The organism is Pseudoalteromonas sp. MEBiC 03485, assembly GCF_004195145.1.
In the GTDB taxonomy this organism is placed as follows: Bacteria; Pseudomonadota; Gammaproteobacteria; order Enterobacterales; family Alteromonadaceae; genus Pseudoalteromonas; species Pseudoalteromonas apostichopi.
Window position 1 is genome coordinate 13,654 of the sequence record NZ_SGBT01000003.1, and the last position, 25,524, is coordinate 39,177.

12 protein-coding genes are annotated in these 25,524 nt (G+C 39.3%); 4 read left to right on the top strand and 8 right to left on the bottom strand.

Annotated features, from left to right (window positions below; all coding sequences use genetic code 11):
• Positions 1-97: 97 nt before the first annotated feature.
• From EVU92_RS20650 to EVU92_RS20685, 8 genes are all read right to left on the bottom strand, one after another.
• Positions 98-2,557 carry a TraM recognition domain-containing protein gene (locus EVU92_RS20650; RefSeq protein WP_130053056.1) on the bottom strand — a complete coding sequence of 820 codons (2,460 nt, stop codon included), beginning with the start codon at positions 2,555-2,557 and terminating at the stop codon, positions 98-100.
• Complete coding sequence (locus EVU92_RS20655; protein WP_130053057.1) at positions 2,554-3,870, bottom strand: hypothetical protein; 1,317 nt, start codon at positions 3,868-3,870, stop codon at positions 2,554-2,556. Before EVU92_RS20655 ends, EVU92_RS20650 begins: the two co-directional genes overlap by 4 nt.
• Positions 3,860-4,504, bottom strand: coding sequence for a hypothetical protein (locus tag EVU92_RS20660; RefSeq protein WP_130053058.1), 645 nt, complete (start codon positions 4,502-4,504; stop codon positions 3,860-3,862). The genes EVU92_RS20655 and EVU92_RS20660 overlap by 11 nt, the downstream gene beginning before the upstream one ends.
• 4 nt (positions 4,505-4,508) lie before the next feature.
• Complete coding sequence (locus EVU92_RS20665) at positions 4,509-5,273, bottom strand: hypothetical protein (RefSeq protein WP_130053059.1); 765 nt, start codon at positions 5,271-5,273, stop codon at positions 4,509-4,511.
• Positions 5,273-5,872 (bottom strand): hypothetical protein, encoded by a 600-nt coding sequence (locus EVU92_RS20670; protein WP_130053060.1) that lies wholly within the window; start codon positions 5,870-5,872, stop codon positions 5,273-5,275. Before EVU92_RS20670 ends, EVU92_RS20665 begins: the two co-directional genes overlap by 1 nt.
• Positions 5,873-6,017: 145 nt before the next feature.
• On the bottom strand, positions 6,018-20,030 hold the full coding sequence (locus EVU92_RS20675) for a hypothetical protein (RefSeq protein ID WP_130053061.1): 14,013 nt from the start codon (positions 20,028-20,030) through the stop codon (positions 6,018-6,020).
• A gap of 15 nt (positions 20,031-20,045) precedes the next feature.
• Positions 20,046-21,539, bottom strand: a complete 1,494-nt coding sequence (locus tag EVU92_RS20680; protein ID WP_130053062.1) for a hypothetical protein — start codon at positions 21,537-21,539, stop codon at positions 20,046-20,048.
• Between the two features lie 88 nt (positions 21,540-21,627).
• Positions 21,628-22,689, bottom strand: a complete 1,062-nt coding sequence (locus EVU92_RS20685; protein WP_130053063.1) for a hypothetical protein — start codon at positions 22,687-22,689, stop codon at positions 21,628-21,630.
• A 139-nt stretch (positions 22,690-22,828) separates the two neighbouring features.
• Between EVU92_RS20685 and EVU92_RS20690 the strand changes: the two genes are divergently transcribed.
• From EVU92_RS20690 to EVU92_RS20705, 4 genes are read left to right on the top strand one after another with little or no spacing between them, the layout of a single operon-like run.
• Complete coding sequence (locus EVU92_RS20690; RefSeq protein ID WP_130053064.1) at positions 22,829-23,284, top strand: hypothetical protein; 456 nt, start codon at positions 22,829-22,831, stop codon at positions 23,282-23,284.
• Between the two features lie 8 nt (positions 23,285-23,292).
• A complete protein-coding gene (locus EVU92_RS20695; RefSeq protein WP_130053065.1) occupies positions 23,293-23,952 on the top strand; it encodes a DotI/IcmL/TraM family protein in 660 nt (219 codons plus the stop codon).
• A gap of 1 nt (position 23,953) precedes the next feature.
• Entirely contained in the window at positions 23,954-24,616 is a 663-nt protein-coding gene (locus EVU92_RS20700; RefSeq protein WP_130053066.1) for a DotI/IcmL family type IV secretion protein, read from the top strand.
• Entirely contained in the window at positions 24,616-25,524 is a 909-nt protein-coding gene (locus EVU92_RS20705) for a DotH/IcmK family type IV secretion protein (RefSeq protein ID WP_130053067.1), read from the top strand. Before EVU92_RS20700 ends, EVU92_RS20705 begins: the two co-directional genes overlap by 1 nt.

Here is a 25,524-nt window from a genome sequence, read left to right on the forward strand (position 1 = left end):
TTCGTTCTGATCACTTGGTTTTCTCGGTGAATTTCGATAAATTAGGTTGACCAACAGGTGGCTAGCAGCATCCTGTTGGTTCCCTATTATCGAATCACTAATCAAATAATTCTCCGACATGCTTCCACATCATTTCTTCATCATCACTCTTTGGTTGTACTCTCGGTTTTGATGTGTACGGTATTTCTTTTGCAGTAGTTCTAATTACATCTTCAACTTCGCTTTCATTGATGTGCTCAGAATTTTCACCATAAACCTGTTTGTTTATCGAGTTTAATTGCTCTTTAATTTTATCTGCTATGTTTATACCGCTACCATCAGCTGAAAACAGCCAGTGATGGCTACCTTCAGCCAAAGTGTTAGCGATATCATTTGAGAGTGTGGTCGGTTCCTTGGTAGGATTGTCTTTACTAACAGATTCAGATTCCATACTCGCATTGAATTGCTCAGCATCAAGTCCAGAAACGTTTAGCTGTGATGTATTAGTATTTGTTCTTACCTTTTCATCTTTCACTGGTTGAGGCTTAGTCTGCGCAGCTTTCTGGGTGTTATCTGGTGTTATTGCATCATAAACATGTTTGTACTTATGTAATGTAGAACCAAATAATGACTTACCCTCGCTTTCAGATAGCCATGCGCTATCTGGGTTCAGCTTAGGTATATTTGGGTAAATATTATCACTCTCATACTGCTTGATTAATGTATTAGCTCCATGCACATACCTTTTGATAACATCAATCTCTTGGTCTGTGGGTGGTATAATTGGAATCAGCCTGTTGTATCGGAAGCTTGTCTTGAATTTTGTCTCATCAATTCCGTGATAAAACGTATTTATTTTATGTACATTACCGCGCTCAAAAAAGTGTGCTTCACCTTCAATTTGACTTGCTACATCATCAAAGTGGATCTTATCCACTTCTTTAATTGTGGCCTGTACATCTTTCTTAAATCTATTGATTAAGGATGCTTCACTAAATGAGCCAGCTTCTGCAACAGAAACGGTCGATGCAAGCTCTTTGAATTTTTTCCATGTTGTTTCTGGGTCTTGCGTTCTCATTAGCCATTTATTCAATGTGTTACCGAAGATCATCTCAGCTTCATCTTTGTCAGCACGGATAAGACCAGCCAGATCTTGCGACCCAAATGTAACACTTGTACCTAAACTGCGTCCTTGAGTGGCGGCCACTGCAAAACCAGGAACAGCTACCTCTGCATATTCGTCAGCAATGATATTAAAAGGTACTTTTAAGTCGATTGGTAAGTTTTCGATAATGTCCTCAAAGCTTCCTTCTGTTACAGAGCCAAGTCCTAATGACATTGCTTGCTTAACAGCCGAAAGAGAAATCTTACCTAAGTTTTTTTGCTCTGCAGGTGGGTTTTCCATTGCAGGGAGCAGGGAAAGAAAAATACGATTATTGAAAATAACGTCTTCTAGCGATATCTCAGGTGTGTCGTAATCATAAATATGACCAAAGTTTGCGGCGAGGTTTGCTAACGGTTCGCCGTAATAGCTTTTTGCATACCCGAAGCTACGAGTTACAGATTCGTTTTGTTGGCTCGCGTTCTTGCTGCCATCGTATTGTAGATTTTCCAAATACATCTGAAGTGGTCTTTTGACCTTCTTTGAAAGTTCAAAAGTTACATTCTCTTCAGCATCAGGCACGTAAATGTTTTTATCAGTTTGATAATACAAATCAGCAACACGTTGTAGGTTAAGATAGTCAGCGATTAAGCCTGGGCTTAATCGGATAATATTATTGTCTCTTAGTTCGCACAGAGCAGGTAGAATTGCCTTCATTACCTCTCTTGCGCTAGCTAAGAAAGATTCATTTTGACCTGCTTCTGAAGGGATTAGCATGCCTAATATTTGAAAGTTTTCTGAAGGGTTTCCAAGAGCAAATGGGTTAAACGTATTTGTTCCTTTTTGCCACCACTCCTCTTTAATTGTTGCGCCACCTTTTTTGTAGTTAAGTACACGTAGATCATCGATACGGCCAAACATTTTGCACAATATAACAATCTGGATTAGAAGTTTATTTCCAGCTTTGGGATCAAGGTAAAATACACCGCCCCCCATGCAAAAGGTCGTCGCTCCGACTAATGAAATAAGTGTTTCAGTTTTGCCGGCGCCTGTTGTACCTATAACAAGTCCATGGGTTAGTAAGTCCCCCCCTTCTTGCCATAATTCCTTTGCAGCGCCACCCCTGATATTACCCAGCATGACCGTACCTAATGCCTTTTTGTACTTTATTCTTCCTGGGTAAGGCGCATTCCAGTCCGTGTATTTTCCTTTAAGCTCTATTGGAAGTTTAACGGGGAGTGTTTTATTGATTTTAGTCAGCGTACATCTGAGCGTGACAATGGTTATAGTAAGAAATGATACATAAAAGTAGTACGGTGCAAAAAAAACAAGCACTATACAAATTAGATTGATTGACAACGCCGCTTCAAAGCCAGTAACAAACGCCCATACTTTTTGTAACTCAGTTCTAGTATCTGCATATTTTTTGCTGTTTGTTATAATCTGGTTGTGACTAGGCGCTTGATTATGATTCAAGATACCACCTCACTAATTCCGCTCGGTTGCTCTAAAAGCCAACCTTCACTATTGATGTACTTTAGATAGCCATTAATCGCGTTATCCGTAAAAGGGTAGTTTGCTTTCCCTTTAAGTTTTTTCTCGGTGAGCCAAAGGCCTCTAGAGCCTGCTGATTCAGTCCATGCAGCAGGTGAAAGGTTGTGATGTAGGGAATACCAAGTGTCTCGGTCAACTTCTTTTAACCATGGGAAGCGGCTAGGTGGAAGCTTTGAGCGCCTATGTGTAGCCCTGTGGTAGAGAGCCACCAAAACAGTACTTGCGTATGTATGTGCTTTTTGAATTTTTTTTACAGCAACTTGGTTACCAAATTCCGCAATAACGTCATCAACACCGGTATCATCAAAAGTTAAATTTTTATCAAATGCTTTAGTTGATCTAAATGTGGCTGAAAACCTATCGAGCATTGCGAATGCTTTTTCTTTATTAGTATCACCACCTTTTATCATTAGCAGGAATACAGCATACAAAGCTTTTATTTGAGGTGGTAGTTTGTCGGGACTTTCCCAGCGCCCTAGTTTTGTTATTTGATTTGCGAAGCAACGTCTAATGATAGATATATCAAGTAAACATCGGTTATGTATTACCGGTAATCCTTCATCCACATCATAGGAATCGATAATAGTCATAGTTTGACTTTTATTCTTAAATTGAAGCTTTTTTCCAAACTTTACTTTAAATACAACACCTTCCTCATCGACATAACTAAGTGCCCCTTTTAAGATTGCATATCGAATAGGAGATGCCTCTTGTCTGTGCGGCCCTTTATCAAAATCGCTCTTTATCAAATTGTGAAGTAGTGCTGGGCGTATTTGCGGAAAGTGAGCTTGCATAAGATTTGCAAGAGTGAAAATGTCAAACTTTCTTCGCAGTTGGCTTGGCCTTGAATATCGGTAGCATAGGTAAGAGCCCCATACACCTAACATAAGTATTGGGAATCTTAAAAAGTACCCGATCACATAAAATACATCTCTGGCATCGCCTAGGCTAGGACGACTGCTCTTGTAGAGCTGCATCTGTCTAAGGATAGCTTCTTTGTCCTTGATGAACATTTCATCAATAAGTAAGAAGTACATGCTATCTATTATGTCATTTCGGGGTAATAGGTCGTATATGAAATTAGATGCATTAATTAGCGCAATGGATATCAGAACAGCAGTGTTTACGATGTAATGACCGGTTGTAAACCATAAAGCGTACACACCGAATATGATCGCAATAATAAAAAATATTTGTGCACCAATGTCGAGGTCTTGGTAGTTGTTATTCGCCATCAGTAAGCCCCCTTTTCCAAGAAAGGAGGGTTTTGTGTTTGCGTACAGTGAAATACAAGCAAATGAATGTGTATATAGAGCTGGCAAGTATGGCACTAACTACGTAAAGAGAATGGCGATCCGAACTTATATTAGTGAAAGCCGAATACGCAATAATGAGGAGTAATGCACCACATACAAAATATGACTTTATACAGCCAACGATAAGCTTGTTAATTTTACTATCATCCATTTCATCTTTAAGTATCTTGTTATGATCGCCAAGTAGCAATTGCCAAATTGCTTTAGATTGCGCTTTTGCTCTCAACATGGGTAAGCGTGATCCCCGACTGAAAGAGCGTTTATAAACTGGATCTTTCCAAGGAAATATAAGGCCCAGTTTTTTATCTTTCATTTCCAATATGTTTAGACCTAGCCGGTCTATTGTTGTTGCACCTTCATTTATCTTCTCTTGCTCTCTGAAGCGAAGTTTCATACCAAGCTCGTAGGCATCACTCTCTGTCTCTGCGTAAACGCTGTATGTAATATCTTTATTTTTTCCGTCAGGAAGTGTGATGGTTAGGACAACATCATAAATATCAGCATCAGATTTCATCAAACGGCGCTGTTCTATCATCTCAATTAAGGTAAGCATTTGATTACTCCTTTAACTGCGCTTTGACAGTAATAGCTTGTATGTATGGTTCATACGCTTGTTCAAAAAGTTTGTTGACGAGGTGTGTGTTGATAGGTCGGCGGCTGTTACCTTGTTTTGTGTGTGTCATGATTGCATCAAAGATTTCTGCGGAACATAGTAATAATTGATTTCGCACAAATGGAGCTGTTTCTTCATTGATAAAGTTATCCATAATTTCATCAATGTGAGTATCAACACACGCTACTGTATTATTAATAATATCGAGCAAATCATCTTCATAGTTTTCATTCCCACACTCAATTAGGTGTTTAATGATTACGCAAGATAATCGTGCCATACCAACGAATTGCAGTGCAAAGTCATCTTCTGTGAGTTCACTTTGTATACTTTCTGCATGAATGGTTTCTAAATCTAATAATTCAGTGCATATGCGAGTAATTGAATCAATTGTTTGTTCATTAACTTCTAAGCCGGTTTCGCAAATTAAACTAATTGCCAATCGTGATAGGGAAACAAAATGTAGGTTCGTGATATTGTAATTTGCCTCTACAGCAGCTGTCATAATAGACCGTTGCAATTTCTCTATACATGATAGTAATGAGTTAAATTCAGATTGTGAGTCGGCTTTCCCCTCTTTAATAAGATAAGCAACAATCGGTGTAATCGTTTTTGTTCCATTGACAATCACTCTTGCGTTAGCGTCTTGCGTTAATGTTCCTGAGTTTAATAGAGCCTGCTTTGCAGATGCGGTAGTTTCATTGGACATTATTGCGCCTCCATTTTTTGTGAGGTCGTATTCATTACCGCATCATTACTTGTGTATTCAGTTATACTGCTTTGCTGGCTTACTGATATCGGTGAAAGTAAATTAAGATCTAGTGCTTTTTTCCCTTTGGTTGGGTTATTTATCATACTCATTTTATGTGCAGCAAAAAGCGTTTCAGATAAGGTTGAAATGGCAATGGATGGGTTGCGAATGCTGTTTGTACTAGTGACGACTCTACGCTGATAAAATGCACTTTCATCGTGCACGGTTGTAAGTGGAATATTATTAAATCCGTTACCAATGGTGTTGGTATTTAGTTTCGCGTTCACAAGCAGGGCAGGTAATATAGCTTGAGCATCAACTGCGGCCCGTAAGTCATTAGTAGAAGCATCCCCAATGATAATCTCTTCAACGCCGAGGTTTTTTAAAAACTGTGAAAGGACTTCTGTAATAAACGTTACGAAATGCACTGACCCTGCTGGTTCAGTATAGCCGCAGGTTGAGCATGATGTATTGGTTTCACTAAACATCGGTTCAATTGTCAGTTTCTCATTGCAGTTTGGACAGTAGAGTAAACTTAAAGAGGGAGTGATTATCACGCTATTACCTTATTAGAAATTGATAGTTCAATTATCAAAATCGGCAACAGCAAAGACAACAAATAAATTGCGAAATAATCACTTTTCCGTACCGTATTCTGGTACTTGCGCCCTAGCAAGACTAATATCTTGCTAGGGCATTTTTTTACGTTAATACAAGTGCAGGACGGTCATCAGCGTTATTATCTTCATTTTGCAATTCACTCTTATTAGAAAGAGCGTTTAAATCAGATGATAACTGATTGCTAATGACTTCGTTTAAATGCTGCTCCCAGTTTTCTGTAGGTGTTTGGTCACTTTCTTCCTCGGCCTCATTTTCAACTTGCTCTGCAATTAACCTCTGGACCTCTGTCAAACGTTGTTTCGCAGCAATAATTTTATCGCCGTGTTCAAAAGGTTGTTTGTTAGCTTCAGATAATGATTCAATTTTCTTCTCAAAAAAGTCAATTTCACTGGTTACCGATTTCTTACTTTCACTAAGACCTTGGTTTAAATTAACCAAAGAGCGAAGGAGTGAGGCAGCAAAATGTTGTGTTGCGACTTCCTCAGTCTTTCCTTGCCCCTCAATCGTCAATGCTAGTTTTTTAGTGAGAGAGGTTGCGTTAACATAAATATTATTTCCATTAACTTCACCGACATGAAATGAGTGCTCCATTGTCTTTTTCTTTTTCGCATCGTTTATCGCTTTGTTGATTACCTTTGCTGCGCCCTCAAAGTTGCCTTCATAACTTTCTAGAGGCTTACCAAGTAAGGTTATTTTGTGATCGCCAAATAAAACAGTTTTTGTCTCAATTGATTGGATATCCGCTTTTAGACAATCAATATGCTCACTTGAGCGCTCGATCTGTGAATTGCGGGTTGCTTTTGCTTGGTGATAGCTACGTTGCAGCATGCTTAACTTATCAACCTCAGCTTCTAACGTAATAGACTCTTCTATTAGTGGGTTACCAGTAGCCGCTGACATTATCTCTGAATAGGACATATCTAATTCTTCATCAAATTCACGCGCTGCATCTCTAGGTGTGCGTTTTGTCTGTGCAGCGAATAGCGCTTTTTGCTTTAACTTGCTCCACATAAATAAATCAAAGCTATCTTCAGTCGAATATTTATAGCGCGTTGCATTTTCAAAGATGTTGCCAAAACGCTCTATTCTCCCGCCACGCTGTTCCATGTCACGTACACGCCAAGGCAAAGAAAGATCGTGAATTGCGGCAAGTCGCTCTTGTACGTTTTTACCCACTCCCATATTCATAGTGGTACCAATCGTTACTGCAATATCACCACTGTTCATTTGCTCTTGGAGCTTTTGCTTTAGTGCATCGGTTTCATAGTCACGCGCAAAGACAATCTTTTCTTCAGGTATGCCACCAGCTGCCAGTTTAGATTTAATGTCATTGTACAAATCAAATTTACCTTCATCATTTGGAATACCAAACTCAGCAAAAATAATTTGAGATGGGTTTAATGCTTTGTTTGTGTGGTATTCATTTAGAACATTTTCAACACAAAGATTAACTTTGCTCTCAGGGAAGTCAGGTAAAGCAGGGTGGATAAAGCGTGCATCTAAAGCAATTTTTCTACCAGCGTTGGCAATTGCAAGTAAATTATCGCTTTTGTTATCACCATTCCTTACAGCTTTAGCACGTTCGGCCAACACAGCCATATACAACTTCAATTCTTCACTGCTATTTGCAACAACATGTTTTTCTGTGATAACAGGTCTTTGTACGCCAGCATCTTCAGCATTGACGATATCAGCTACCTGGCGGTATAGCATAGAAAGTTCTGGTAAGTTATAGAACTTATTTAAGCGTGTTTTTTCAATAAAACCTGACCCTTCAGGTGCAATTTCAAATTGTGTTTTAATCTCACCGAAAGTACCAATGAAGTCATCAAATAGGGCAATGTCTTGCTCTTCTAACAAGTCCGGAGCAAGGAATCGAAGCATTGTAAACTGATCGCCAATGTTATTGCGGATATCAGTACCAGTCGCTAGCACAACCCCTTGGTTGCCATTTATGTGGTGCATGTATTGTGTTAAGTAATACATGCTCCATGCCTTTTTAGATTCAGCCGTGTTTACACCCGCAACGTGGTTCATGTTGGTGATTTTAGGTAAATTAACAAATTCATCAGCTTCATCTACGAAAATTGCATCAATCCCCATTTCAGCTATGTTAACGACATCATCTTTACCATCAGAATCAATACGGTCAATGATTTTAGCTCTCGCGTTTTCTAGCTTTTTAGCATGCGCTTTCACAGATAGCTTGCCTACATACCCTTGGTCTTCTAGTGAGTTCATTGCTTGCTCTATTTGAGCCAACTCTTCATCAATGAGATCCAATTTAAACTCTGCAGGAATATCTATTTTTGGCAAAATAGAATGAGACACGATAACAGCATCCCACGAGTTCGTTGTGATAGAAGACAGTGTGCGTTTACGGTTGTCAGCGTTAAGCGCTTTAGCATCTACCATCAGTATCTTCGCGCTAGGGAAGTGGTTAAGCGCTAAGTCTTGCATTTGGGCAAAAACAGGATTTGGTACGGTTAATAGCGCTTTGTTGTGCTTGCCAACCTGTTTACCTTTTATAATTGAACCTAATAGCGCGAAGCTTTTACCAACACCTACGTCATGCAAGAAGAGCGCGCGGCCATCAACTAAATAGCGTTGTATCGCGTTCAGCTGATTCTGTCTTGGTTTAAACTCTTTACCTCGTAACACAGGAGAAAGGCCATCAATGACGATTTTAGACCCATCGTACTTGGTCTCAATATAGCCATTCATTTTCTCGTTATAGAGTTTTTCCAAACGCGCCGCTCGGTCTGAGTCTTCCCAAATCCATTGCTTAAAGGTGTCTTTTATTAAGTCAGCTTTGGCATTCGCTTCTGCTGTTGCTTCAGCAACAATGTATGACTTACCCTCACTGTCTTTGGCTCTAACTACAATAGAACGATTGTTAAGAATGGCAAGCATTAGCTTATCAGCAGGCCAACTGGGAGTACCGAATTCACCCTCTGTACGACCAGAGTTTACGCCTACTTCAAATTGAGATAGGTTTATATCCCAGTTGCCTCTTGTTTTAGCGACTTTAAATTTGCTTTGTGCTTCTTTTTCGGTGCAGGCTTCATTTTCACCTGTAACAATGAACTTAGCGAAGTCTTGAATGTCGCTTTCAGGTATCCAGCTAGAGCCAAGTTTAAGTCTAATTTCATAGTAAGGGATAGGAGTCGGAAGTACTTCTTTTAAGCTCTCAATATTGTGTTTAAATATATCATTTGTAGCAACGGCTGCTTGAGCGTCTTTGAGCTTGTTCACAACGTGACCTGACAGATAGGTGCTGCTATGTTCCCACTCCATTGAAGTCGGGTTAAGGAAAATAGAATCGCCTAACTCAGAGACAATATTAGGCCATTTTTTATCCGTTAGGCTTTCAATATACTCTGGTACCACAGCCCCTTTTTCTGACAGAGAGATAATCACAGCATCTTCAACGCTGTCAGTATTTGTAATTTCTTTGCGAGGGTAAATCGTTCTTTCTGTAAAAATATCGGCTTTTTCAGCGGTTTTACCATCCCAGTGCTCAAGACCCAATATTAGGTATGAATCAGGATCTTCTTTAAACGCGAGTTTATTGCCTCGTTTATTCAGCTCACCAAACTTTTTAGTGAATGCATCATATGTTTCGTTGAGCTTTTGCATTGATTGTTTAAATGCATCGTCACTACTTTCGGTGAGCATTAAGTTGATATGCTCACGCGTAAGGTCACGTAATTCAATGAGCCCTTTCATTCGTGGTATTTGTGCTTTTTTAAGTGCAACAGTTTCTAGGAACTGTTGTGATTCGAGCTGTTCAGTTTCTGCGTTGAAAGAAAACTCCTCAATAACGATGCCTACATTTCCATTGGCATCTAGTTGATATGAGCCTAAGCGTTTTTCTTCTAGGAGAATGTCGCGTTGCGGGGTAGTTGTATCAATTACATTACGGCTTTCTTGGTGCTCAAAATAAATGTCACTGGGTAGTTTGCTGATTGCATTATCTAGCGCTTCTTTTAAATCACTTTCTAAAACTGTACGGTATGTCTTTCTTCCATACTGACCCGTAGTGATATGTTGTTTCCCAAGGACCATATCTGGGTTATCAATGAAGTATTGATTCACACTGATTTTTTCTTCATAACCACCATGCACACTGACAGGGATGCTCTTTTCACCTACGCTAAGCCAGTTGGTGTTGCTAGGTTCTTTGTTTGGCTCACGCTTTTGTAAAAAGATAATATCAGAGTTTACATCTGTTCTCGCGTTATCAGAAAATGCATTACTTGGTAGGCGAATGGCGCCAATTAAATCGGCACTTTGAGCAATTTTTTCTCTCACCACAGGCGATGCTTTATCTAATGTACCGCTCGATGTGATAAATGAAACAAAACCACCTGGCTTTACTTTATCTAATGATTTTAAGAAAAAGTAATCGTGAATTTGGTGTTTAGCAAAGTCTCTATGTGCTTTATCGTGTACTCTAAAATCACCAAAAGGAACATTGCCTATTGCAAAGTCATAAGTATTCTTTGGGATTTTAGCCTCTTCATAGCCTTCTTGACGTACAAGAGGTCCATGAATATGGCGAGCAATTTCTGCCGTAAGTGGATCTAGTTCTTTCGCTTGTAATGCGACTGTTTCGCTTAGCGACTCAGGGATAGCACTTGCAAAATTACCTACACCAAAAGCAGGATCTAATCCTAAACCGCCTTTTAACCCCATTTTCTCCATTGCATCCCATACACTCGATACGATAACCGGTGATGTATAAAAAGCGCTTAGTGTTGAGCGTTTCAGTGACTGGTATTCATCAGTAGACAGCAATGTATTTAATTCAGCACGCTTAGAAGAGTGGCTTGAGTGAGCATTATCAAAGATGCGTGATAAGCCTCCCCAGCCTCTGTAACTTGCCAAAATGTCTTTTTCTTCTTGTGTTGCTAGGCGATTAGCAGTGGTTAATTCCTTAGCGAGCTTAATAGCTGCCAAGTTTATCTCGTATGCTTCACTTTCCGTTTTATAACTTGATATAGCACTGATTAATTGGTCGCTATACCTAAAGTTAAGATTAGGCTCTATTCGGATTCCATAGCCGGTAGCACTAATGTCTTCGCTTGAGATAGCGCTTCTTGTTGGATTGCTTCTAGCGCTGTCGTGTTCTCGATGTACGTTTTGCTCGATGTATGGTTTTTCATCAGCTTCTTGCTGATCCTGTCCACGACTTGACTCAGTTCCTTTTGTTTTTCCACTGTGTACTGCTCCAGCGTCTTGTTTTGCAACAGAGTCTTCAATAGTGTCGGGCAGTTCATTTTCAAGTGACTCTGAACTATCACTCCGTAAGGTGTTAGATTTGTCATTAGAAACCTCGTTATTAACTTCTCGTTTAGCAGTCAAAATTGCGGTGTTAAGTGCTTTAATATCATCAAACTGATTTATATTATCGTAGCTCTCTTTCGCCAATTCTGACACTGTGTTTTCGATATGGTATTGATTATTAGTAATGCATAAATCGTAACCTTTTGGTATTTTTGCTCCCAATATTGATGTTGATTTAGTCGCTTCTATCATCAAGTTTGCAAGTTCATGAGAGAACACATACTCAGCACTGTCAGTGTCGATATCTTGCTCCATGTATGGGGCTGTGATCTCATTTACCGGTTTATTCTCTAATGAAGCAAAGTATTCATCTTGAAGTGAATTAGCTTCTTGTTTTATCGTTTCTATTTCAAACGAAATAGCGTGCACATCTTCACTAAATACATGTGTTTCATCCTCACTATCAGTGAAGGTAAGTTCTGCTTGTTTATTACTAGCTAGAAGATCTCTATTTAGGTTTGCCAGTACAAGATTACCGTAATACATTGCATATACTTCGGTGCCCTTTGTTTCTTTGACTTCTCTGATGGACACAACGTTATCGTGACTTTGTGCAATCTCTGAGTTGATTTGAGCACTGTTGTTGATAGTGTATTTAGCGTTAAGTACCTCGGTAGGTAATGTTGCTATATCTGTGATCTGCTTTTTGCTAGCACGCATCACATTTTCTATTTGCTCAACTGAAATAGCCGAGAAAGTATTTTTTTCGTGATTAATGATGCGTTGAGAAATTCCTTGTTTTTCTGCTTGTGCGATTAAGCCATTATAGGCTGCATTGACAACACGCTCTCTCGTTGCATCCACCAGCTCTTTAGATAACTCATCAATGTTCTCGAACGCAGTATCACTTCCAAAATACTCGGCTACAAAACGTTTTTGTTCGTTAGAAACCAAATCTTTAGGGGTAACTGCAATTCGGTTAACTTTAAAATAATCATCAACTAATGGTGTGATGGTGTTACCAAGAATAAATCCAGTGTTGGGTTCAATCACACCTGTTAATTCACCCAAAACTTTCAATTCTTTTACTGATAGTGAATTAATTCTATCTAAATTATTGAGAATGCGGTCAATTGGTTCATATCCAGTACTAGCCGTGTTCTTTATCGCATTGGCATACTCTTTCATACTCATTGCAAAAATAGGCTTTTTGATAGCACCTTGGGTAACCAAAAGGTGATTAGCAGAGCCTTCTGTGTTTGTTTTTATATCTTGATAAGTGTATTGAACTACCTCACGTCCATTTCCATTATCAACGACATACCCAAATTTCACATTTCCATTCAATGTGTATGAAACAGGGGTATTTATAGCTATTTCTTCTTCAGTTGATGTATCAGTGACTTGTTGTTCTTTGTCTGTATTAACATCTAACTCTTGTGTGTTAGGAGTCAACTCAGCGCTATTATTTTCTATGTGAGGAGTGGCGTCATCTTCTTCATCTGCGTATGCTTGTAAAAACGCACGCTCATCATCCGTTAAATCGAGGGATGCCCCTATTTTTTCAAGCAGAGCATCTTCATCTTCGATCTCAAAATGCGGTATTTCCTCACCCTCAAGTTCACTTGTTAAGAAGTCATGCTCTTCGTCACTAACCTGAAGATAATCATCATTAGTTTGTGGAGTCATATATTCATCAGCAGTCGACACACCTGGTTCAAGTGTCAAGGCCGTATTCAAATCTCTTAGTGCACTAGTTGAAAGCTCATTGAGTAGGTTGTTTAAATTAAGTTCTTCTTCGCTTTGCTCTGGTTGACCAGAATCAATCATCGAGGCTAAAGACGCAGCGTAAGCCATCAATTCTGAGTTAGGATTTGCGCTAGCATTGCCTTTAATCATTTTATTAAAGTTTTCACGCTGAATTGATTCAGCTAACTCATCGAGAATAATAGTGGCTTGTATAGTGTTGTCTGATGACTCTTGCTGTGGCTTATAGTTAAGCTCATTCGCTTTTTCTACTATGTTAGTAGCGATATCAAGAGTAACTTGATCAATTTCCTTGTCTGCATTGATTGGCATTAAAGCGGCACTAATGCTGTTTATTTTTGTCAATCTGTCATCATTGGTATTGCCGCTAAAACCATCTGTAAACTCAATTGATGAAGGCGGGAAGAAATCAAATGCTTGCTCTAATGCCTTCTCAAATGTTTTGTGCTTAAACACTTGAGTTTCATCGTTACCCTCATCATTTAAAAGCAGTGCGACATTCTTATTTTGTCGCTGAATAACTCCAAAGCTACCCTTTTGCGTACTGAAGGCGACATAATCTTGCTTGTCGAATAAGTCTTGAGCACTTGTGTAAGCCTCAACAAGGGCATTATTACTGACTGGTTGTAGGTTATGTTTGTAAAGCGAATTTGCAGGGAATGCTGCAGGGGCCAGAATTAAATTGTCACCATAGATAGCAAAGCCAGTCATGTGTGGCGGCTTAGGTGTATTTACAGCATCACCGTCAGTTACCTTATACACGTAACTACCTAGACCGATAATATCCGCGTTTTCAACACCAACCATTTGCGGTTTTTCTGGCACCGGTGTAAGTAACGCATGTCGACGTTCAGCATCACTTAACTTAGCAATATACTGTTTCATTTGCTCTGCAGCATTAGAGAGCTTAGCTAACTCTGCCTTTTTAAGGTTATTTTCAACGAGCGGTCTGTAATTAGCTTCTTCGCTGAGTAAGCTATTAAGTTGTCTGTATACAAATGGTGGTACGTGGCCATGCTCTTTTTCGACAGTAAGTGCAGAAAGGACATAGCTGTACTGCGCAATCCTTAGATGACGTAATTGTTTTAGTTCCTCGCATTTATCAAGGATATCTTTGGCAAGGATAGTGTTAGATGGAGATTGCGCTACACTTAATGAATCGGCAATAACATGCAGTTCGTTAGTCGGAAGTTCAGCCAAGTCATTTGCGGTTAAATCATTTAGCGATTGAATTGCTTTCCATTGCTGCAGTGTATTCTCTGCAATAACTTGGGAGTTATTACTGCTTGCATCAATATTCATTACATCCGCTAGTAGCTTAATGTCATCCAGTGTATAACTTTCGCTTAGTTCTTTAGCCGATGTTAGATTTAAGTTCTCTGTGAAAATATGGTGAAATGGTACCGCAATAGTATTATTACCGTTATTGTACCAATCGCTGAAGCTTCCTTTGGTGATCTCTAATGCTTTATCAATTTCTAACACAGGTTTAGCGTTAAGAAGTGTACTTACCGCATCAAATTGCTTGCCTATACCACCATTAAGTTCAACGAAGCTTGGTAATAGGCCTGTACTGCGTGTGAGTTCAACCGCGCTTTGAGATTTACCAATAGCATCAATGAACGCTGACTCATAAAAGCTTTTCGGAGATTTAAAACCGTTAGGTGTTAATGCATTGACAACGTCTTTTTTCGAGAGCTTATCGCCAACAACAAATGGGTTGTCGTAAAAATACACGCCACCTTCAGTAAATACCGACTCGTAGAATTCTTCATAACTCATTTGCTCTTTAGCGCACTGCAGTGCTAATTGATAAAACGTGTCATAGTCTGAATTATCATTATCTACCGCCTCTTTTAGTTGTTGTGCATCAACAATTGACTCGCTTTTCACTGCTAAATCTGATGACACTTGCGCTGTTGTGTCAGTGTCATTAACAGTAAACGTAGATGTATCAACAGAACCTAAAGGTAATGTGCTCGTGCTATCAGTTTGCTCATTATCAATAACGGCTTGTGGTTTATCATCTGTGCGCGTTTCAACGACAGCTTCAGAGCTCGACTTTACAAGTGATGGTGGTGGAGGCATAGCGCTGATCAAGTGAGGTTTGAATTGGGTTTCTACCTCATCATCACTGACTGTGTTACCTTGAGATACTGAGCCCAAATATTCGTCTTGTTTCTGCTTAAAGTAAGCTGTTGGGGTGATCACTTCCCCTGAATCAGAAAATGTATTCAAGTCAGATTTTAGTAAATCTTTATTAAATCCAGACTCAACATCGAAGTAAGGGTGCGGTTCAGAACCTGAGTAAGTTCCTTTAATTAGATACTTAGAAATACGTTTAGGCTCCATCGTAGGGTTAGCTACAACGATCTTTTCAAGGAAAGCATCAAATGCGATTAAACGTCTTTCAATATTTTCTTGCTCAACAGTTGCGATGAACAAAAATGGTGATTCGATATTTTTTGGGAAAGTATATTCTTTAGCTAATGACGTACCATGTACTTTGCGGATGTCTTTTCTAAGAATATTTTCTTGATAACCTAATACATTGTCATAGTATGGGCTACCAGGTTCACGTAACGCATCTGTAGTTTCTTCGGGGGTATACCCATTTGTAAGGTAAGTCTGCGTAAACTCTAACAGGTTTCGCAAACGAATTTCTTCATCTGATTTGTGGGGGCTATCAGGGGCTTCAACTGGCTTAATCGTTACAGCTTGTTCATCAATTGACATTAAGTTGTCATTTGATTCATTGATAACATCTTGTGTGATTTGTGAGTTATCAAACGTAGCTTCAACGACTTCTCTAAATTGAAGCAATTGCTCTTGCAAGGTAACGCTATCTTGAAGTGCTGCGCGGTTGATATCGCTCAGTAAGTCATGATGTTGCTCAGTTTTCTCTAACTCTTCCTCACTGGCTGGGGATTCAACGCTGACCTCATCTGCATCGTTAGGTGCGATATTGTCGTTGTTAGCTTGGTTATCTGTATGTTCACTTACATTCGTTTCAGTAACGTTTACAGCGTCGAATTTTCCTTGCTGTTGTGAAGTGGTACTTGTTTTGTCAGTAGATGCAAGTTCCGCTTTTGTATCAGCTTCGAGCGCTGTTTGGGGCTTTTTTACAGGCATTTGCTTGGTCAGTATTGCAATTGCCTCACTTACATCATCTTGGTATGTGTGCTCTAAAGTAGGGTGTGTCAGGTGCAGTGATTTTAGCATCGTCAACAAGGTACGTTGCTGTATGAACACGCGCTTGCTTGGCATTAGATCTTTAGCAAGTTCACTGCTTGCGACTTTTTGCTCAGCTAATGAGTAAACACCAGCGATTAACGGGCTATTTAGTTCTGCAACAATAGGGTTGTGTTGATTGAGCTTAACCTGCTGCTTAGCGAGTTGTGATTTTTCAAGGCCTAATGAGAACGCCGTTTTATCAATTACATTAGAAAGCGTCTGTTGCTCATTAGACATCTCTAAAGAGTGCAGGGCGATGACATCAGGGTTCTGTTTTTTAAAACCATCTGCAAGAGATTCTTTTACAAATACAAATGTATTCGGATCTTCTATAACGTAACCCATTTGCTCATTGTTATAGCGAATGCCAAGTTGACCAACAATAGACTCGACTTCTTCTCTATTGTCTGGGTTTGTGAAGTCACCACGAATAACCGTTTCGTTTGCGTTGCCACTCTTTGAGCGACCCGCGTAATACTTTGCTGCACCTGTTACATCAGATAAGCCACTATTAATTAGATTAATGAACTTGTAAGGAGCGTAAAACTTATTTTGTTGTTGGCTAAACTTATACGGAACTTTTAGTTCAATAAGCTTCGCTTCAATAAGCTGTTTATGCTCACCTGTTGTATCTGATATTTCTGTAATGACTCTTGCTGGTTCACCCGCTCTTGGGTGTGGATTTTGGACCCCAGCTACGATCACATTCCATGGTGACCGTTCAGTATTAGCTGCATCTGTTTTATCAATTGTAACTTCTGAAGCGCTTGCAACCGTAGTTGAGGCACTTGTATCAGTCTGCGTGTTTTGCACAAGGTCATAATCAACTTTATCAAATGCATTTTCATTTGGCTTTCGCAACGCATTCAATTGCTCAGTTGTGATCCCATTGCTGTATTTAGATACGTAGGTTGGCTCAACCATGCTGTATTGAATTTTGCGCAACGTCAAAGCGCCCTGTATTGCATCCAATACATCCTTTTGTGTTGAACTACTTTCTAATGCAGCTGCCGTTAGCGCGATGTATTCATCTAGGTGGCTTTCAGCACAGTGTTGGATTTTTAGTAGGTTGTTATAAGCAACATCACTGACATCAAGTGGATTATTTATTTCATCAAGTAACTGCTGACGTTTATTACTTACGAATAAATCACTTGCATCAGAGAGCTTTTGTTCAGCAAAGTTAGGGATGGTAGAAACATCATGAATAACAACTTTAGCGTTAAAATTATAAGCGTTTTCAAGCGCAGCCATAACACCAACATTGCCTTTTTGACTTGAATATCTGTCATTATCAGCAACATGTACATGAGTATGATTAGGGTACTTTTTACTCATTAAACCAATGACTTTTTTCATGTTATCTTTATCAAAACAGATCACGCTGGCCTGGTTTGTTAAGCTATAACCTGAACCGGCATTGGCGTAACTTTCAAAATAATGGATAGCATGCGGCTTATCTGGATTTATTTCTCCAATGGTGTGGTGCGTACCAAGTGGTAGGCCTGTTCTTACATCGTCCTTTTGAAAACCAGTATTAAATAGTTTATTGCTCCAGCTGTTCTTTTTCTCAGGCTTTTCTTTGTTGAGTAGCAATTTTTCTTCAGTTACATATTGATAGCCCACAAAGCGCTCATGAATATCATACGCAGCAAATGCAAGCGCTCTGTTATTTTCACCTCCAAACTTCAATGTGTAAGCTTTGGCATTGGTCCATTTAGTAAATTCAGGTAATTGCTTTCGCTCAAGTTCTCGGTGTGGTGTGTTACCGTATGGAGGAAGGGCACTAAATTCATTAAAGGCTGCATGTTTGCTTGCGTCAGCATTTGCAATACGAACAGCTAGTTTTCGTTTCCTTTCAGCTTCAATGGCATCTTGCTCAGCTTTTAACTGTTCAGGTGTCAGTGTTGGTTTTTGAACTACCTTTTTATTGCCCCAGACTTCATCACTATATCGGTTGTAAGTGTCTTCATGTGACAGATACGTCCATCGTTCATCACGGCTTTTATTAAGATTGGTGAAGGTAATTGCAATACCGTATTGCACCTCCCCTTTCTTTGATAACCATGAGTTGAATATAGTCGAGACATAACAGCTACCGTTGTCTGCTGGGTTTTTTGGCACTACATTCGCTTTGCCTTTTATTGATTCAGGTTTTCCGTTAATAGTAGGCCAGATAAGGTTGTCTTTAGTAGCATCCCAATCAATACCTGCTTGCTCCGCAAGCGCTTTGATTTCGAGGTCAAAATCACTAGCAATTTTAGTCGGGTTTTCACTGAATGTGTTTTGCAACCACTCAGTATAGGTAGGTTTTGATTCTCGCTGCGTTCGGGGTTTAGATGTGTGTGACTGCTTGTTCTCTGGTTTTGTGGCTAAGTAGCTCTTAGCAAGCTCAGAAGACGCCGGTTTTTTCAGTAGTTCAGAAAATAGACTCATGCTTTGTATGGATTTATTTTCTGGGACACCATATAACCCGCCAGGGAATGCTGTTAATTCAGATGTTTTTGTTGCGTCATCAAGAATTGCTTTAAACTCAGGCTCATTTGTGCGACCTGCAATAAACGTATAGCGTTCTTCACCAATACTCCCGTTTGTTGTATACAGTGCGGGAGTACCTGCTAGGTCTGATAATGCAGAGTTGATTTTATTTTTATATTTCTTATCAAAGAAGTATCCACCAGCTCCTTTACGGGGAACAATACCACTTATCGCATTGACTACACGCTGGTGGACACCATCAGGTGCATCATCGTTTACTGTCACTAGGATAGAGTTATACTTCTGATTAGATTTATCTATATAAGGGGTGATAGTGACTGGATAGCGCTTACGCTGTTTAGATTGCTCCGTTTCTGAACTTACCAATGTTTTCGGTAAAAGGTATGGCGTTGTGTTGACTTCATTACGGTCATGGTTACCGACTAGGCCGTGCATATCACTTATGATGTTTTTGTCAGGTAAGGCAGTGACGCGCAAAATCTTATTATTCCCCTGCTTATCAATGGTGATGGCTGCATTCGAAAAGGTCGCTGAAATAACGTTCTTGTTCTTAACTTTAAAATTAGGCGTGTTAGCTAAATCTTCATCGTTTTTAGAGTTACCAAAGTTGAAAACGGGTGCATCTGTAAAGCCAACCACTTCAATTTGCGCTGTGCTTACTTGATTTGCTCGGTTAATCGCATTTAGTAATGCCTTCATCGGTTTTGATGGTTCTTTTCCATGCCCTCCAAGATGGATATTGAGTATTTCATCTATAGGCAGATTTGGAATACCTTTAAAGCAAGCTGACTCTACACCACCTTGACCAGCGGTATGAACACGTACCATGAAGCCTCTATTACCCTTTAACATGTCAGCTTGGTCTTTGTCTTCAATAACTGATTTTGCAACCGCACGAATGTCACTTGATTTATTAGCAGTAAACGGGATTGGATCGAGAGCGCGAGCAAGTACTTGGGTTTTTCCATTACCAAGGTCAAGCACTGGTGAAACCGTCATAGGGGTGACAATGACATCTTCAGATTGTGGCTTTTTACTGATGGCTTTGGCCCAACGGCAAACATGAAAGTTATCTTTTGGGTTTGATACGTTGAACAAGGCAATTACAGAACCCTTTGGTGCATGTCGGTTGTCTTCAGTGTTTGCTAAATAACCAATGAAATCGCTTTTGACACTGCTGTGCCCCGTAATACTTATTTTCTCACCACTCGGAAATTTCCGTGCATACATGTACTTGCCATTTGCACTGTATCCTTCAACCTTTACGAGTAGATAATCTTGATTTTTTGTGTTTTTATCAGCCATCGTGTCGTTACCCCTTTAAAAATCCATACTGTGTGAAACACCGGTGTTTGCAAGATTTTGCTTCAGACGCTCATCGTCAAGGCTCGGTGATTCAATTAATTCATTTGTTAGATTCTCAGCAAACATGCCAATTTCATTTTTGATGGTTTGCATAGCGTTGTAGATATCGCCACGGCTTTGCCCTGACATATACACTTTCATATGCTGTTCTGAGTAATCATCTAAATCTATACCGTATTGTTCAGCTGCAGTTTTTATCCCTGCTTCATTAAACCCATCGTATTTGATAACGGATGTAAGTTGTTCATGCGAAATAGGCTGGTTGTTTTTAGCCGACTTATCTAAAAGGTGCATATATGTATCTATGTCAATCGCTGCCTTTTTTAAGGATGTGCTTTCGACGTTGAATTGTGTTGTAAGCACATCGTGCAACCCCTGAAGGTCAAATTTTGTGCTTGTTCTTAATGTCGTAGCATCATAAGGTAGCTTGAAATTGCCATTTATTTGGTTCACTGCAGCAAAATTTTGCATCTGCTCCCTTGCTGCAGTTTCCAGCTCGCTCGCTTTGTCTTTAAGGTTTTTTGCAACAACGATTTGCTTGCTAATTTGGGTATATTCATTTGCTAAATCAGCGGGTAGCTCAGTTAGGCTTTCAGTTTGCTCAATCACTTTGCCTGACATCATGCTTGACCAATGACTTTGGCCTGTTCGCGCTAGTTGATCATATGTATCTTGGTTCTGCTGAATAAGACGCGTAGACAATTCAACCGTATCAGCGTTATTTGTAATTGCTTCTTTTAGTATGTGTATAGCTGCCTGCTCAGCTGCAGGAGATATTGCAGCCATTCCCACCAATTGCTTTTTAAACTCAGGTTCTAATTGTATGTTTACTTGGAACAGTGATTTAGGGGATAAATCTACAGAGCAAGCAACTAAGCTATGGTAGTGAAGCCTCAATTCATCTGAATGAGTAACATCCTTGCCTCTGTTGATGTGAATGTCGACAATGATATCTTGACCATTGACCTTACCATACATTGATGGGCGAGATTTCAACCACAACTGGCCTTCACCGGCTAGCATTCGCTCTTCATTTTCTTGTGAGCGCTGAATACCGTTCCTTTCTTGCATTACTTGCCTTACTGCGTTAATGATAAATGGCTCTTCGTTACGCGCTAGAGTGAAGCTAGCTGGGAATGCTTTTAGCTGTTTTGATTGATAAATTTCATTTGCAGAAAGTGCTGGGTAGTATTCACCTTGCTCATAGGCTATTAATGCCCTCACATCTCTTGCACCGATGCCGCTTGCTTGTTTTATACAAGTCGAAACGTGAGAGTCTGCATGCGTTTTTGCCACACATTCCAACCACTTTTGTGCATTTTCAATCGATGTAACTCCTTGCATTACAGCAGGAATGTTTTGCAACAAAGGGGCATACTTATCAAAAGTACGCTGCCAATCTTTTTGTTTTATTGATATTTTGCTTGGGTCGGCTATTACATATTTCATACATTCATTCCAAGGCTACAATTCACCCTATTTAACGATTATTCACAAAACGCAATTAGCTATCGAAACAATCTTCAGAAATGGGAATTTAAAGGGACATTTCCTGCTTATTTAATCGCTCAACCATATCTCTAATGCTGTTTTTGCTTGTTAAGTTGGCGATGACAACTTCGCCATTTAGCTTAAATGTGAATACGGGCGTGAGTTTTTTTGGGGTAAACATGAATGTTTTGTTTGATTCACTGATTGAAGCAAGGGCTTTCAATACCCGTTCTTTTGGTGCCTTTTTTTGAATCAATTCATCAGCAGTTTTATTTTGCGAAAAGTATTCAAGTAATATTGTTCTATCGTCATTTGACTTAGGAATTATTGAGTATGCTGCTTTAATTGCTGATTCTTGCTGGATGACGCCAACAGGGATATACCTAACTCGTAACTGATTAGTGTCAGTAAATTCATTGAGCGCCTTTTTCGCAATTCGACAACCTGAACAATTAAAATCGAAATAAACGTAAACCAGAGGTGCGTTTTTATCTCCGACCTCAATAAACTCTAACTCTTCTGTTCTATCAAAAAATAAACCTTTGTCTTTGCTTGTTAAAATAGTATTACGTTCTGGCAGTTTGAATGGCAGTTGTTGCTCTGTATTTTTAGGTTGTTCAACAATTTCATCTGTATTTTCTTTGTCAGAGTTATCAACCGATTTTCCAACTTTTGTTAAAAATTCTTTCTTTAGTTCATTGCTGGTTAATTCTGTTGAGGCGACTTGGGGCTTAGGGTGCTCTTTAAGGATTTGTTCGCCCACAGAGTTTGTTAGGAGGTTTCCTTCAATAAGATTTTTCCCATCTGGAAGTAAAAAAAACGTCCTATCTTTGCCGTCGATTTTCACATGAAACAACCATGTTTGAGATGGACCGATATTCACGCTTACAAACTCTGGTACTGTCTTAAATGTATTTAAAAGCAAAGTCTGTGCTGCCATGGATGCTTTAGCTATGTCGTTCTGCTGATGCGACACTTCCCCATTATTTGAGCCAAATTCACTAGGGTGTTTTAAATCATCTTTCACCAATCCATAAATGATTGCTGCACTAAACACAGCTGCTGCGCATAAGGCTATGGCTGAAAGTGGTTTATTTTTTAATTTCATTATCTCATCCAATGTAAGCATTAAAGTGTCACTCGCTTTTAGTTCTTTTTTATTGTTCACCGGATAGCAATGCAATTTCATTAACTATTTTTGGAAATATTCACTTTTTCTTTGATTTCACTTAGGCCGGAACGTTTAATTGCATCAAACCAAAAACTATGAGGCAAAAATGGACCTTACTACGAAAAAAGAACTAATTGAGCTGCAGATTTCATACTCAATTGAAAATGAAAAATTAGTGACTAGCGTTATGTACCCAGAGAATTTTTTATCGCTTGCAGATATGGAAAAAGTACAGTTGCTAAGCTCGATAATTGACACAATTAACGGATCTTCATTTGATGTTGACTTTGAATCTAAATCCATTGAAGCAGCGCATGATGAGTTAGTTCAAGAATGCAAAAATATATTTCCATTTAGCTCTAAAGTTTCCTTCGATTTATCAAACAAGACTAAAAGCATTCCTTTTGAATTTATCCATGATGATTCTATTCACTCCCTACATCCAATGCATATGGTTGTGATAGCAGACACGTTGGTCGTAGCACTAAAAAACATGGCTATCACAATTGTAAAAAGTGCTGATAGAAAATAAGGACGAGCATGGATAAGCGTTGGATAAATCAAGAAATATATGTTTTTTCTAAAGAAGATATTAGCGACATTTACAAGGACTCGTTAAAAACTAAGAAGCGTATTTTCTTTTTGTTCAGCGTTATTGTGCCTTGTGTTGTTGCTCTTATTTGCTTAGTTATTTTAACTGTCAATGAGATAGTAAAGCCGAACATTGGTGATATTGGGTTTTATACCCCTGATGGTGAGACAAGTATTGTTACACCGTCAATCAACCCTGCAGTAACAAATGAAAATGCCTATGAGTTTGCGGTTGATGCTGCCATACAAATTCGCACTTTTTTCTTTTCTACGTACTACAAAGATTTAACAGCTTTAGAGCCATTGTTTACACCTGAAGCATACAACGAATTTCTGCTTACTCTCAATGCAAGCGGTCTACTGACTCGCGTGAAAGCAGAGTCATTAAATGTCACAGCTGTACTTTCGCCATCAAGTGAAATTAATGCGCTGTCTGTGTACCAGAATGGTGCTAATCACTTTTATGTCCGAGTAAAAATCATGCTCCGCATCGAGAACCTTTCAGGTGAAGACCAATTCGAGAGTGAGGATTTATTTTTTAACCTTATTGAAGTAGACCGTGGGCAAAGTATGCGCGGTCTACAAATCTACTCATTGGAGCCATTCTAAGATGGAGAAATTAAAACCCAATTTCAAGCGAATATACACTGAAGGGTGCCCTCATTCATCAGATGTGATTGTTGAGGAAAATATACACCTCAAGCGCTTCGGTATTTTCGTTTCTTCTATCTTGTTAGTTCTTATTGTTGCTTTAGTTATCGTCGTGATCTCTTTTGCTGTAGTAACAAATAGACCACCAACAGCGCTTAGTTACGCAATGGATGAACAAGGTCGAGTAGTTCAAATTGAGCCAATTGATCAGCCTTACTCGCAAGGGCGTGTTATCAGATTCGCCACGAAGACAGTTGAAAGTGCAATGCATATTTCATTTACCGATTATCAAGACCACTTCTTGGCAATGTCTACAAAATTCACAGTTGAGGGATTTAATGCCTATCAAAAGGAATTAGTAGACAAAGGTTGGATAGAAAAAATCACCAACGACAATTTGGTTATGTGGATTGAAATTAGACAAGCACCCAAATTCTTGAGCGCTGGCAATGGTAATGGGCGGTATTTTTATGAATTATCGTTTGATATCGATTTGTTTATTGGTGGGGGTAATAAAACATTTAAGCCAAATAGATTAAACGTCCGTGTCCTTGTTGTTAGAACAGAAGATAACCTCGACGGCCTTAAAATACAGCGAATCTTGATTGGGGAGAAGGGATAATGAAACGCCTACTATTTATTTTGTTAGTTTCGTTTTATTCAAACGCACAAGAAGAAGTGTTTGTTCACCCTGATTTACAGCGCAGTTTAGATGGCCGCTCTGAAGTCGACAGGTTAACAGATGAGCAACTTACAAAAATAGCAAGGGATTCGTTGCTATTAAAGCGAATGGGGTTGGATGCCAGTGTTATTAAAAAGGCAATAGAGCTAAAAAAAAGAGAGCGAGATGCGATTTACAACAACTCAAAAGCAACGATGCTTAAAGGAATTATAACAGTTTCAACAGATCCAAGCGCTAAAGCGCCCGTAATTTACACTACACCAGGTCATGAAACGCTTGTTAATGTTATAGATCAAACAGGTGAGCCATGGCCGATTGTGGTTGCAAGTAGCGGGAATAATTTGCTTTTTACTACTGAAGCTATCGAAGCTCACACGTACAAAAACATTTTTCGTCTCACCGCGCTGGAACGTGTAGGTTCGTCTAACATCACTTTATTATTAAAGGATAAAGCCCTTTCACTAACTATTCGTGTCGAAAATTCTAAAGAAAAATACCACCCACAGCCTATATTGCAGATCACTGAGGTAGGGCCAAATGGTCGCGCCCTTCCAAGGGTTACAAGAACCACCGAAATTCGTAACGACAAAGTAATGAAAGAATTGATGTACGGCGTTGCACCGGATGATTTTATACAGCTTGAATCGTCAAATTCCCAAGTTGTTATATGGAAAGGAACGGATAATCAACTCTATTTAAAAACAAAGCTACACCCTATAAATCCTTCGGCTAACTCAGTGTATCCAGGCCCTAATGGCTACTCGACTTATGAAGTTGATGCATGGCCTGTGTTAGTAATGAGTGATAACAATGGCATTGAATATCAGATAAATGTGAGTGGAGAATAA

Excerpts from the sequence above, each read along its gene's own strand:
- EVU92_RS20655 (WP_130053057.1), bottom strand. The coding sequence starts at position 3,870 with ATGGCGAATAACAACTACCAAGACCTCGACATTGGTGCACAAATATTT.
- EVU92_RS20660 (WP_130053058.1), bottom strand. The coding sequence starts at position 4,504 with ATGCTTACCTTAATTGAGATGATAGAACAGCGCCGTTTGATGAAATCT.
- EVU92_RS20665 (WP_130053059.1), bottom strand. The coding sequence starts at position 5,273 with ATGTCCAATGAAACTACCGCATCTGCAAAGCAGGCTCTATTAAACTCA.
- EVU92_RS20675 (WP_130053061.1), bottom strand. The coding sequence starts at position 20,030 with ATGGCTGATAAAAACACAAAAAATCAAGATTATCTACTCGTAAAGGTT.
- EVU92_RS20680 (WP_130053062.1), bottom strand. The coding sequence starts at position 21,539 with ATGAAATATGTAATAGCCGACCCAAGCAAAATATCAATAAAACAAAAA.
- EVU92_RS20685 (WP_130053063.1), bottom strand. The coding sequence starts at position 22,689 with ATGAAATTAAAAAATAAACCACTTTCAGCCATAGCCTTATGCGCAGCA.
- EVU92_RS20695 (WP_130053065.1), top strand. The coding sequence starts at position 23,293 with ATGGATAAGCGTTGGATAAATCAAGAAATATATGTTTTTTCTAAAGAA.
- EVU92_RS20700 (WP_130053066.1), top strand. The coding sequence starts at position 23,954 with ATGGAGAAATTAAAACCCAATTTCAAGCGAATATACACTGAAGGGTGC.
- EVU92_RS20705 (WP_130053067.1), top strand. The coding sequence starts at position 24,616 with ATGAAACGCCTACTATTTATTTTGTTAGTTTCGTTTTATTCAAACGCA.